General features: G+C 64.7%; 15 protein-coding genes. 11 read left to right on the forward strand and 4 right to left on the reverse strand.

Annotated elements, in window-relative coordinates:
* Positions 1 to 30: 30 nt before the first annotated feature.
* Positions 31 to 957, forward strand: coding sequence for a transcriptional regulator MetR (metR, locus tag U8L64_RS10705; RefSeq protein ID WP_043296115.1), 927 nt, complete (start codon positions 31 to 33; stop codon positions 955 to 957).
* Between the two features lie 12 nt (positions 958 to 969).
* Here the strand turns inward: metR and U8L64_RS10710 are convergent, their stop codons facing one another.
* The 3 genes from U8L64_RS10710 to U8L64_RS10720 all read right to left on the reverse strand — a co-directional run bounded on the left by U8L64_RS10710 (position 970) and on the right by U8L64_RS10720 (position 2957).
* Positions 970 to 1797, reverse strand: coding sequence for an aldo/keto reductase (locus U8L64_RS10710; protein WP_043296114.1), 828 nt, complete (start codon positions 1795 to 1797; stop codon positions 970 to 972).
* Positions 1797 to 2261, reverse strand: coding sequence for a VOC family protein (locus tag U8L64_RS10715; RefSeq protein WP_054093800.1), 465 nt, complete (start codon positions 2259 to 2261; stop codon positions 1797 to 1799). Before U8L64_RS10715 ends, U8L64_RS10710 begins: the two co-directional genes overlap by 1 nt.
* 69 nt (positions 2262 to 2330) lie before the next feature.
* A complete protein-coding gene (locus tag U8L64_RS10720; protein ID WP_043296108.1) occupies positions 2331 to 2957 on the reverse strand; it encodes a LysE family translocator in 627 nt (208 codons plus the stop codon).
* A gap of 339 nt (positions 2958 to 3296) precedes the next feature.
* Between U8L64_RS10720 and U8L64_RS10725 the strand changes: the two genes are divergently transcribed.
* The 9 genes from U8L64_RS10725 (at position 3297) to U8L64_RS10765 (ending at position 9558) form a co-directional block, all read left to right on the forward strand.
* Positions 3297 to 3947 carry a helix-turn-helix transcriptional regulator gene (locus U8L64_RS10725; RefSeq protein WP_043296107.1) on the forward strand — a complete coding sequence of 217 codons (651 nt, stop codon included), beginning with the start codon at positions 3297 to 3299 and terminating at the stop codon, positions 3945 to 3947.
* Positions 3944 to 4330 carry a curli production assembly/transport protein CsgE gene (csgE, locus tag U8L64_RS10730; protein ID WP_008568106.1) on the forward strand — a complete coding sequence of 129 codons (387 nt, stop codon included), beginning with the start codon at positions 3944 to 3946 and terminating at the stop codon, positions 4328 to 4330. The genes U8L64_RS10725 and csgE overlap by 4 nt, the downstream gene beginning before the upstream one ends.
* Entirely contained in the window at positions 4327 to 4737 is a 411-nt protein-coding gene (locus U8L64_RS10735) for a curli assembly protein CsgF (protein ID WP_043296105.1), read from the forward strand. The genes csgE and U8L64_RS10735 overlap by 4 nt, the downstream gene beginning before the upstream one ends.
* A gap of 21 nt (positions 4738 to 4758) precedes the next feature.
* A complete protein-coding gene (locus tag U8L64_RS10740; RefSeq protein ID WP_008568108.1) occupies positions 4759 to 5595 on the forward strand; it encodes a CsgG/HfaB family protein in 837 nt (278 codons plus the stop codon).
* 214 nt (positions 5596 to 5809) lie between these two features.
* On the forward strand, positions 5810 to 6289 hold the full coding sequence (locus U8L64_RS10745) for a curli production assembly protein CsgB (protein ID WP_333397131.1): 480 nt from the start codon (positions 5810 to 5812) through the stop codon (positions 6287 to 6289).
* Between the two features lie 42 nt (positions 6290 to 6331).
* Positions 6332 to 7546, forward strand: a complete 1215-nt coding sequence (locus tag U8L64_RS10750; RefSeq protein WP_333397133.1) for a hypothetical protein — start codon at positions 6332 to 6334, stop codon at positions 7544 to 7546.
* A 268-nt stretch (positions 7547 to 7814) separates the two neighbouring features.
* Positions 7815 to 8477 carry a TetR/AcrR family transcriptional regulator gene (locus U8L64_RS10755; protein WP_234302029.1) on the forward strand — a complete coding sequence of 221 codons (663 nt, stop codon included), beginning with the start codon at positions 7815 to 7817 and terminating at the stop codon, positions 8475 to 8477.
* A gap of 59 nt (positions 8478 to 8536) precedes the next feature.
* The gene (gene rloA3 / locus U8L64_RS10760; RefSeq protein WP_043296098.1) at positions 8537 to 9073 is read left to right on the forward strand and encodes a retropepsin-like aspartic peptidase RloA3; all 537 of its coding nucleotides are present in this window, start codon (positions 8537 to 8539) and stop codon (positions 9071 to 9073) included.
* Between the two features lie 32 nt (positions 9074 to 9105).
* Positions 9106 to 9558, forward strand: a complete 453-nt coding sequence (locus U8L64_RS10765; RefSeq protein WP_102827318.1) for a DUF305 domain-containing protein — start codon at positions 9106 to 9108, stop codon at positions 9556 to 9558.
* On the opposite strand, the gene U8L64_RS10770 is transcribed toward U8L64_RS10765, so the two are convergent.
* Entirely contained in the window at positions 9555 to 10508 is a 954-nt protein-coding gene (locus U8L64_RS10770) for a class I SAM-dependent methyltransferase (protein ID WP_043296094.1), read from the reverse strand. The genes U8L64_RS10765 and U8L64_RS10770 overlap by 4 nt on opposite strands.
* Before the next feature lie 193 nt (positions 10509 to 10701).
* Between U8L64_RS10770 and U8L64_RS10775 the strand changes: the two genes are divergently transcribed.
* Complete coding sequence (locus tag U8L64_RS10775; protein WP_333397144.1) at positions 10702 to 11937, forward strand: MFS transporter; 1236 nt, start codon at positions 10702 to 10704, stop codon at positions 11935 to 11937.

Consider the following 11937-nt stretch of genomic DNA (forward strand, 5'->3'; position numbering starts at 1 on the left):
CGGTTTCCTGTCAAACCAAGGATTGCCGACATGCTGGAAATTCGCCACCTGAAGACCCTTCATGCGCTGCGAGAAACCGACAGCCTGGTAGAAGCCGCCGAGCGGCTGCACCTGACCCAATCGGCGCTTTCCCATCAGTTCAAGGAACTTGAGGAGCGCCTCGGCGTGCAGCTGTTCGTGCGCAAGACGCGCCCGGTGCGCTTCACCAGTGCCGGGCTGCGACTGCTACAACTGGCCGACAGCCTGCTGCCGCAACTGCGCAGCGCCGAGCGCGACCTGGCGCGGCTGGCCGGCGGCACGGCGGGTCGGCTGCACATGGCGATCGAGTGCCACAGCTGCTTCCAGTGGCTGATGCCGACCATCGACCAGTTCCGCGACGCCTGGCCGGAGGTCGAGCTGGACCTGGCCTCGGGCTTCTCCTTCGCGCCGCTGCCGGCGCTGGCGCGCGGCGATCTCGATCTGGTCGTCACCTCCGACCCGATCGACCTGCCGGGTATCACCTACGTGCCGCTGTTCACCTACGAGGCGCTGCTCGCCGTGGCCAACCAGCACCCGCTGGCCACCCGCCCCTACGTGCGCCCGGAGGACCTGGCCACGGAAACGCTGATCACCTACCCGGTGGAACGCGACCGCCTGGACATCTTCACTCGTTTCCTCGAACCGGCCGACGTCGAACCGGCGCAGGTGCGCACCTCGGAACTGACGGTGATGATGATGCAGCTGGTGGCGTCCGGCCGTGGCGTGTGCTGCGTGCCGAACTGGGCGCTGCATGAATACAGCGCGCGCGGCTACGTCACCGCCAAGCGGCTGGGCGAGAAGGGTTTGTTCGCCACGCTGTTCGCCGGCATCCGCTCGGACATGCTCGACTCGCCGTTCATGCGCGACTTCCTGCTGACCGCCAAGGACACCTCGTTCGCCACGCTGGAAGGCGTCAGCGCGGCGGCACGCGGCCGTTAAGCAAACGGGCCGCTAAACCATCTGCAGCGGCTGCGCGCGCTGCGGCGGCGCAAAGGCAGCGTCGATCAGCGCGAGATCTTCGGCCGTCAGGCGCAAATCGTGCGCCGCGGCATTGACGTGCACATGCGCCGGCTCGACGGCCTTCGGAATCACCAGCACACCGGGCTGACGCAGCGCCCAGGCGAGCGCCACCTGGGCGGGCTGCACGCCATGCCGTCGCGCGACTTCGAGCAACGCCGCATGGCGCAGCAACGGGCCGCCCTGACCGAGCGGACAGTAGGCCATCAGCGGCATGGCGTGCGCCTGGCACCAGGGCAGCAGATCGAATTCGATGCCACGCGCCTGCGGGTTGTAGAGCACCTGATTGACTGCGCAGGCCGCGCCGTCCGGCAGCTCCTGCAGATCGGCCAGATCGAGATTGGACACACCCCAGGCGCGAATCCGCCCGGCGGCCTTCAACTGCTCGAAGGCCTCGACGGTTTCGGCCAGCGGATACTCGCCGCGCCAGTGCAACAGGTAGAGGTCCAGATAATCGCACCCCAGACGCCGCAGACTGCGTTCGCAGGCCTGCGGGATGCCACGCCGGCTGGCGTTGTGCGGATAGACCTTGCTGACCAGAAAGACCCGCTCGCGGCGGTTGGCGATGGCCTCGCCGACCACCTCTTCGGCTCCGCCCTCGCCGTACATCTCGGCGGTATCGATGAGCGTCATGCCCAGCTCGACGCCCAGGCGCAGCGCCGCCACTTCGCGCGCTCGCTCGGCAGGGCGCTCGCCCATGTGCCAGGTACCCTGACCGATCACCGGCACGGTGCGGCCATCTTGCAGACGCAGCGTGCGCATCAGCTGCCCTCCGCGTTCGCCAGCTCGGCAGCAGCCGGATCGGCCCAGGGGTCGTAGGTGCCGAAGCTCCACAGATGGCCCTCCGGATCACGGCAGGTGAAGCCGCGGCCGCCGTAATCTTCATCCTTCAGCTCGATGACGATCTGCGCCCCCGCCGCCTTGGCTCGGGTGTAGAGCGCGTCGGCGCTGTTGACCACGACATAGATGCCCTGGGTGGAAACGCCGCCGAGCTGGTCAGGCTGGCGCAGCAGTTGGCCGTAGGGCGAGTCCACCACCGGCCCGAGCATCAGCATGCCGTTGCCGAAGCTCAGCTGGGCATGGATGACGCCTGCCAGCGGGTCTTCGACGACCCGCTGGCGCTCGAAGTCGAACGCCTGGCACAGCCAGTCGAGGGCACGCGGCACATCGCGATAGCGCAGGCAGGGGATCAGCGTGGCCGTGGTGTTCTTGCTCAGGCGTGACATTCGCGTGCCTCCGGCGGCGTCAACAGGGATAAATCTCTGACCCGCGGCAGCCGCGGATGATTCCTGCCGCTAGAGCTGTTCGCTCAGCCCGAGGCGCACCCCCAGGCCAACCAGCAGCGAGCCCATCACGCGATCGAGCCAGCGGCCGACGGCCTGATGGCTGCGCAGCGCCTGACTCGCGCGCGTCGCCAGCACGACCAGCGCACACTCGACGATGATCGCCACCAGCACCACCAGCACGCCGAGGACGAAGAGCTGCAATGCCACCGCGCCGTGGTCGGGACGGACGAACTGCGGCAGGAACGCCATGAAGAAGATCGCCGCCTTGGGGTTGAGCACATCCACCAGCACACCCTGACGAAAGGCACGCCAAGCCGATACCGGCGCACGCGCCTCGATCCGCACGCCGCCGGTCGAGCGCAACGCCTGGAACCCGAGGTAGATCAGATAGGCCGCGCCGACATACTTGACCACCGCGAACGCCACCGCGGAGGTGGCCAGAATCGCCGACAGCCCCAGCGCCGCTGCAGCCACATGCACCAGCGCGCCGGTACAGACGCCGAGGGTCGAGACCAGTCCCAGCCGTCGACCGCCGGACAGGGTGCGCGACAGTACATAGAGCAAATCCGGCCCCGGCGACAGATTGAGCGCCAGCGCGGCGGAAAAGAACAACAGCCAGAACGACAGATCTTCCATCAGCAACCTCGGCGACCCTTGGGCAGGAAAACGGAGGGCAATTCGGACCGCGACGGGTCGGTATGACGAGCATCCGGCACGCCGCGAGTCATGGCAAGACGCAAATCGGGCCATCAGGCGGGCCCTTCAGCTATCGGCATCGGCCAAGCGTGGCGACATTCGGATTCCTTGCATCCGGGCGCAAATGCATTTCGTCGGAAAACTGTCTACCTTCCATATGAGTGACTTTTTATTGTCGCAACACTGAACTAACCTTCCTTTCGTACTGTCACTACGCCACCCCGCGAATGTGCAGGGACATCGGAGACCATTCGGTCACATTCAGCAAAGGATCTGCGAATGAATGACAACGCCTCATCGGCCGTCGCGCCGTTATCGCCACGTCTGGTACTGCTTTCCCACAGCGAACTGCTCGACGGTGCGCTGCGTCAGCATCTGCTCGAACATCCACGCTGCAGCTTGCAGCGCACCACGACGCTGCGTGCCGAGCACACCCAGTGCGAGCTGCTGCTGCTCGATCTCGGCAGCTTCAGCCACGAAGACAGCCTGCAACTGCTGCGCAAGGCTGGCGACACGCCAATCGCCCTGATCAACGCGCTGCCCGAACAGGCGCATCGACTGGTCGAACTGCATCCCTGGATTCGCGGTGTGTTCTACCGCTCGACCCTGCGCAGCAATTTCATCAGCGGCATTCGCACCCTGCTTGCCGGCGGCGACTGGCTGCCGCGCGCGCTGATGGAAAAACTGCTGCTGCGCTACCGCCAGCTGACTCATGCCGACCACTGCATCGATGCGCTGACGCTGCGAGAAAAACAGATTCTCGCGCTTGCCGGCAAAGGCCTGTCGAACGCCGCGATCGGCGAGAAGCTGTACCTGAGCACCCACACCATCAAGAGCCACATCCACAACGCATTGCGCAAGCTCGGCGCGAACAACCGCGCGCAGGGCGCGTCGATTGTCCTGGCCCACGTCTGCGAGCCGGAGCTATGAGACGCCTCGCCCTGCTCTGCCTGCTGGCGCTGGGAATCTCCGGTGCCGCAGCCGATGAAGCCGAACTCATGGGTTTCATCACCAACGGCACCATCTCGCGCTCCGGGCAGGAGTTCTACCTCAAGTTCTGCGAACGTCTGAACGACACCAGCCGCCTGGATTTCAACCTGGCCGTCAAGGAACGCCCCTCGGCGCGCTGGGGCATCCTCGTCTGGGTCGAATACGAGGACAAGACGCTCTACCGCCGCTTTCTTCAGCCCAACGTCGCGGATATGGAAGACACCGCCTACGAGGCTGCCGATTTCGTACTGCAGGAAATCAACAGACGAAAGATCGAAGCGTTTTTCGAAGACCACACTGATCTAGCCAAGGACGAGTTATGAACAGGCACATTCCCAAGAACCTCGGCGTGCTGGCTGGCGCCCTGCTGCTCAGCGCCGGCGCCAGCGCCACCGAACTGGTGTACACCCCGATCAACCCCTCGTTCGGCGGCAGCCCGCTCAACGGCTCCTGGCTACTGGGCAACGCCCAGGCGCAGAACGACCACAAGGACCCCGACGCACCGAGTCGCTCGGCGAGCAGCCTGTCGGCGCTGGATCGCTTCACCAGCCAGCTGGAGTCCCGGCTGTTGAGCGACCTGCTGGTGAACGTCGGCAACGGCGAGACGGGTTCGCTGACCACCGATGACTTCATCGTCGACGTTACCGAAAACGACCTGGGCGACCTGGTCATCGTCATCACCGATCGCGCCACTGGCGAAACGTCCGAAGTTGTCGTCGGACAAAACTGAACAGCAAGGAGAGCCAAGGCCATGAGAAGCCTGTTCATCGCCATCGGGATGATGGCTGTACTGCAGGGTTGCGCGGTGCGCGACCCGATGCCCGCGGATCAGAAGGCGCCGACCCTGACCCCGCGCACCTCGACCTATCAGGATTTGCTGGCGCTGCCGCGTCCCAAGGGCCAGCTGGTCGCCGCGGTATACGGTTTCCGCGACCAGACCGGGCAGTACAAGCCCACCCCCGCCAGCTCCTTCTCCACTGCAGTGACCCAGGGCGCAGCCAGCATGCTGGTCGACGCTATGCAGGCCAGCGGCTGGTTCGTCGTGCTCGAGCGCGAAGGTCTGCAGAACGTGCTGACCGAACGCAAGATCATCCGCGCCTCGCAGGGCAAGCCGGATGTAGCGCCGAACATCCAGTCCGAACTGCCTTCGCTGCTGGCGGCCAACATCCTCATGGAGGGCGCCATCGTTGCCTACGAGACCAACGTGCGCAGCGGCGGCCTCGGCGCGCGCTACCTGGGCGTGGGCCTGTCGCAGGAGTACCGGGTGGATCAGGTCACGGTGAACCTCAGGGCCATCGACGTGCGCAGCGGCCGGGTGCTGTCCAACGTGATGACCACCAAGACGATCTTCTCGATCGGACGCAGCGCCAACGTCTACAAGTTCATCGAGTTCAAGGAACTGCTGGAGGCCGAGGCCGGCTACACCACCAATGAACCAGCGCAACTGTGCGTGCTGTCGGCCATCGAAGCCGCCGTCGCCCATCTGGTCGCGCAGGGCGTGGATCGGCGCCTGTGGCAGACGGCCGAAGGCCACACCGGCGACCATCCGGCGCTGGCGAAATACCTTGGCAAGCCCGAACCGATCTGAGCCTCGCCCGCCCCAAAAGCCCTCTTCGGAGGGCTTTTTCTTGGATCGGTCGCAGCTCTTGCCGCCAGACCGCACCCATTCGCCGCCACACGGCCTCGGCACAGCCGCAACACCGCATGCACCGGAACGATGCATTTTCAATCATTGGATGGATTTCGCCTGCGCCGATCCGCAACCAAGATGATTCCAGTGCCAATTGACCAGGGACGAAGCGATGCAAACCATGCAAAGGATTGCCCAACAGCTCCTGCTGTCCGTACTGCTGACACTGGCCGCCGCTGCCAGCCATGCCAATCCAGACCTAGCAGCGAACGAACTGGCCTGGCAATCGGACAGCCTCACCTCGCCTGCCGCCGCCAACCAGGCCGCGCTGGCTTCAATCCAGCAATCAGGCTCGGCACTGGTCGGCAACATCGCCCAGAGCGGCTCGGAGCTGGAGGCCTACATCCTCCAGGCCGGCTACGCCAATACCGCCGACATCAACCAGATCGGAACCGACAACGCAGCGTTGATCATGCAGTCGGGCGACTTCAACCAGGCCCGTATCGATCAGGACGGTTCCGGCAACGTCGCCGCCATCGCACAGCAGGGCGCCAGCAACAGTGCGCTCATCGAACAGACTGGCTCAGGGTTGAGCAGCAGCGTCAACCAGATGGGTCAGGGTCTGACGGTAGTGGTTCGCCAGTACCGGTGAAGGAAGTACCGCAGTACTTAAAACATCCATGGAGAGATAAATATGTTTAAGTTCACCCCCCTCGTAGCCGCCATGCTGGTTGCCTCTGCCCCGGTCCTGGCCGCCGACAACACCTCCGAGCAGAACCAGATCGGCATCGACAACGTGGCCGAAGTCCTGCAGAGCGGCGGTTCCGGCAACTTCGCCGAGCAGAATCAGGGCGGCTTCGCCAACGACGCGGCAATCGAGCAGCTCAGCTCGTTCGGCAGCACCGCCGAACAGAACCAGTTCGGCAATTTCAACGATGCCGACGCCCAGCAGAGCTTCGCTGTCGACAGCACCTCCACGCAGAATCAGCGTGGCTGGGACAATACCGCCACCGTCACGCAGAACGGCACGCTGCATACCACCATCACGCAGACTCAGAACGGTTCATACAACAGCGCCGCCACCAGCCAGTCCGCGGCCTTCCACAGCGACGCGAGCACCAACCAGCTCGGCGATCTGAACGATGCCAGCATCACCCAGGTGGCCAGCTCCTTCGACAAGGCAACCATCGACCAGGACGGCGACAACAACGACGCGCGCATCACCCAGCTGCTCAGCTCCGGGTCGGTCGCGGAAGTCGAACAGGTCGGTGTCGGCAACGACGCGCAGGTCGCCCAGACCGGTTTCAACCACGAGGCGTACGTCTACTCCAACGGGATTGGCAACAACGTCGACGTGGATCAGGACGGCAACGCGCAGAACGCCTTCGTCCTGCAGTACGGCGTGGCCAACGACTCGCGCATCGAGCAGACCAACGGCTGGATGGGCGGCAACAACACCGCAACGACCGAGCAGTTCGGCACCGGCAACAGCGCCGACGTGTTCCAGGACGGCCGCAACCAGACCGCCAAGACCACCCAGGTCGGCGCGTTCAACAGTGCCGAAGTCGATCAGCAGGGCCGCGGCAACGAGCTGTACTTCGGCCAGAACGGCACGGGCAACGAGCTGACCGCGGTGCAGGACGGCACCGACAACCAAATCGTCGGCCTGAGCGTCGGCTTCGGCAACAGCGTCGACGTCGCGCAGGATGGCCGCGACAACCTCGCCGGCATCCAGCAGAACGGCGTCGCCAACGAAGCCAGCCTTACCCAGACCGGTGCGGCGCACCTGGCCAGCGTCAATCAGACCGGCTGGGACAACAGCGCGGTGGCCACGCAGAGCGGCTATGGCAACGCGGCCTACATCAATCAGAATGGCTGGAACAACAGCGCCACGGTCACTCAGAACTGAGTGCACCGGCGTCATCCAACTGCCGGCCTTCGGGCCGGCAGTTGCGTTTGTACGGGCCGCCGGGTTGCCCGGCATGGCAGAGCCACCCGACCACTCTCTACGGTCTTCGCGATGATTCATCACGGCTTACGTTGCAGGTTTGCGGATGGAGCTACCGCGGCTCGCGCAGCAAGCGCAACGGCTGCGCCGAACGGCCAACTCGGGCAGAATCCATGCCGTCGGCGTCAAGCCAAGTCCGCCGGATGCGCCACCTACGCGAGCCAGAACCATGAACGAGCACGACACCCCAGCCGTATCCGGCAAACCCGCCGGTCGCATCCGCCAGAAGAACGAGGAAACCATCCTCGCCGCCGCCGCGGCCGAGTTCGCCCGCTATGGCTTCAAGGGCACCAGCATGAACGCCATCGCCACCCGCGCCGGGCTGCCCAAGGCCAATCTGCACTATTACTTCAGCAGCAAGCTCGGGCTGTACGTCGAGGTGATGCGTCACATCCTCGAACTGTGGGACACCGCGTTCGACGACATGCGCGCGGAGGATGATCCGGCGACCGCCCTGGCCAACTACATCCGCATGAAGATGGAGTTCTCCCGGCGCCATCCGCAGGCCTCGAAGATCTTCGCGATGGAGGTCATCAGCGGCTCGGAGTGTCTCGCCGAGCATTTCGGCCAGGACTATCGCGACTGGTTCCGCGGTCGCACTGCCGTTTTCGAGGCCTGGATCGCCGCCGGCAAGATGGACGCGGTGGACCCCATGCACCTGATCTTCCTGATCTGGAGCGGCACGCAGCACTACGCCGATTTCTCCGACCAGATTCGCCGCATCGGCGGCAAGCGCATGACGCGCCAGGACTTCGCCGTGGCTACCGACAACCTCATTCAGATCATTCTCAAGGGCTGCGGCCTCACTCCGCCGGCCACGACGACCGACTGAACAATCACAACCTCGACGACTCTACTTTTCCATGTCCGTCGTTCGTCGAGGAAAACCGTATGCCCTTGCGCCAACCCGCTTCGCGCCGCCTGCTCTGCGGACTCGCCTCGCTCCTCGTTTGGTTTAGCGCCACCGCGCTCGCCGATTCACGCCCGGTGCTGGGTTGGGTCGAGAAAGGCCTGATCCTGCCCGAAGGCATCGCGGTGAAATTCAAGCTCGATACCGGCGCGCTGACCTCCTCGATGCACGCCGAAAACATCGACCGCTTCGAGAAGGACGGCGAAAAGTGGGTGCGCTTCGATCTCGATCTGGAGGACATCAACACGGATAAACGGGTCGATAGCCGCGTCGAACGCAAGATCGAGCGCGAGCTGACCGTGCGCGGTGCGGCCGGCAAGGAGGATCGCCCGGTGGTCAAGATGAAGGTGTGCCTGGGCAAGCAGGTCTACGAGGAGGAATTCTCGCTCAACGACCGCGACGACATGCTCTATCCGGTACTGCTCGGCCGCCGCACGCTGGAGAAGCTGGGCCCGGTGGATGCCTCGCGCACCTTCACCGCCGAGCCGGACTGTTCCGTTTCGAAGACCGACGGCTGATCCTGTCGAAACCGCCATCCGGGAGCCTACCGATGCAGAACTATGCGAAGTTCGGCGCGATGATCGCGACCTCCACACTGGTCATGTTCGGCCTGATGTACCTCAACACCTACCAGCTCGACCACGTGTTCTTCAGCGAAACACGCGCTTATATGGCGCTGGTGATGGGCGCGAGCATGGCGATCGTCATGCTCGCTTTCATGCCCAAGATGTATCCGCGACGAGGGGTGAACCTGGCTATCTACGCGAGCAGCCTGCTGATCTTTGCCGTGTCGCTATGGCTGGTGCGCAGCCAGGCCACGGTGGATCAGGTGTCTTGGATGAAGGCCATGATTCCCCACCACTCCATCGCCATCCTTACCAGCGAACGTGCCGATATCCGTGACCCGCGCGTACGCAAACTGGCGGACAGCATCATCGAGGCACAGCGCCGCGAGATCGATGAGATGAAGGGGCTGATAGAAGAACTGGAAGCACGACGTTAGCGTTCTGTCTGTTCCTGCCGGGCAAAGAGCAGTGTCTTCAGCCCGGCGTCCGGATCGACGTCGGCGAACTCCGGCGGGTTCTCCAGCCGCCGCACGAAGCGCAGTTGCGGCGCCTCGGCGGCCATCTCCTCAATGAGAAAGTCCGGGCCAATGTCCGGATCGTTGATGCAGGCGAGCACCTCACCGTGCGCATCGAGCAGTTCCGGCAGGCGGCGCAGAATCTTCCGGTAATCGGTACTCAGAACGAAGCTACCTTTCTGGAACGACGGCGGGTCGATGATGATCAGGTCATACGGCCCGAGCTTCTTCACCTTGCCCCACGACTTGAACAGCTCATGACCGAGGAAGCTCACCCGGGACAGATCGTGTCCGTTCAGGCGGTGGTTTTCGCGGCCACGGCTCAACGCGGCGCTGGCCATGTCCAGATTGATTACGTGCCGCGCGCCACCGGCGATCGCCGCGACCGAGAAACCGCAGGTGTAAGCGAACAGGTTCAGCACGCGCCGCTCGCGCGCGTGCTCCTGCACCCAGCGGCGTCCGTAACGCATGTCGAGAAACAGCCCATTGTTCTGCTTGCGTCCCAGATCCAGCTTGTAGCGCAAACCGTTCTCACTGATCAGCCATTCGGCCGGCAACTCGCCCAGCAGCGCCTCGGTGGGGCTGTCCGGCAGATAGCGATGCTGCAGCAGCAGCGCATGCGCCTGGCTGCGCTGCCACGCCGGCGTTTGCCCCAACGCACGCAGCAGCTGCTTCAGCGCATCCAGCTGCGCAGCCTCCGGCGCGCGGAACAACGCCACCAGCAGCACGCCCTGCAGCCAGTCGGCCGTGACGTGTTCGAGACCCGGCCAGCAACGCCCGCGGCCATGAAACAGCCGGCGCGTTTCCTCCGGCACCGGATCGAGGCCGTCTAACAGCAGCTGTTGAAGGGTGGCGAGCGCGTCGGCGTGCATGGATTCCCCGCGGAGAAGGCATTGAGGCGCAGCATTCTACCGCCTCACCGGGCGCCCGCAGGAAGGCACGCACCCACGCGTATCCGCGAGGCACACCGAGCGATGGCAATCTGCCGCATAGATGAGAACGATTAGTATTTGAAATAGCGTTTGAGATTGCCTACCATGCTGCCGCCCCAGCCACCCGAGTACGATGCAGATGGACGCTGATCGACAAGCGCAAGCCGCCGTTCACCTGGCCATGCTCATCAACATGTTGTCGATCGGCAGCCTGATGATGGTGATGCCGCTCGGTCCGGATTTCGTGCGGGCGCTGGGCATGCAGGCCAGCCACGTTGGCTACCTTGCCGGTGGCGCCACCCTCGCCGCGGCGCTGAGCGCGGCGCTGAGCGCCGCCTGGCTCGACCGTCTGGAGCGCAAGCGCGCGCTGATCGGCCTGCAGGCACTGCGTTTCGCCCTGCTGCTGGCATGCGCGCTGGCCAGCGGGCCGCAACAGCTGATCATCCTGTTCGTGCTCTCCGGTCTGGTCGCCGGTCCCATGGGCGCGGTGTTGATGGCCGCGATGCTCGACCTGATCCCGCCCGCCGAACGTGGCCGCAAACTCGCCTATGTCGCCATGGGTTATTCGCTGGCGGCCATCGTGGTCACGCCGCTGGCGCTGGAGCTCGCCGCGCGCGGCGGCTGGCAGGCACCGTTCGTGCTGTTCGGTGGTGCCGGCGTGCTGCTCGCGTTGCTCTGCCTGCGAATGTCTCCCACCCCGCCGACCCATGCCCGCAGCGCGACGCGTCTGTGGCCGCTGCTGCGCACGCCGCTGTGCCAGGGCGCGTTGTCGATCGTGGCGCTGCAGATGTTCGGCCACTTCCTGTTGGTGCCGCACTTCTCCAACTACTTCCAGTTCAACCTCGAATTTCCGCGCCAGCACATTGGCCTGCTCTACCTCTGCGGCGGCCTTGCCAGCCTGGCGGCGATGCATCTGGGCGGCGTGCTGATCGACCGCGGCAATGCCGCAACGGTGGTGCTGCTCAGCAGCGGCTGCCTGGCCGCCATCACCCTGCTCGGCTTCGCAGTGCCGCTCGGGCTCTCGCTGTATCTGGTGTTCACGCTGTTCATGGCGCTCGGCGCGGTGCGCAGCAGCAGCACGCTGACCATCGCCGCGGCCATTCCGCAGCCCGAGCAGCGCGCCGCCTTCATGGCGCTGCAGAGCACCGTATCGAATATCGCTGCCGGCCTCGGCAGCCTGTTCTCCGCGGCCTACCTCACCGAGGACGCAGCTCGCCGCCTGGTCGGCTTCGACGACCTGGCCTGGCTCTACGCCGGCGCCGGAACCGCCGCCGGCATCGGCGTGCTGGTGCTGCTGCGTGCGATCCACGCACGCTCAGACGCCAGCACCACACAAGAAGGCAGGACCCAACCTGCCGGGGAATCGTGA

Source organism: Pseudomonas sp. FIP_A4 (genome assembly GCF_036701605.1).
GTDB classification, from domain to species: Bacteria; Pseudomonadota; Gammaproteobacteria; order Pseudomonadales; family Pseudomonadaceae; genus Stutzerimonas; species Stutzerimonas phenolilytica.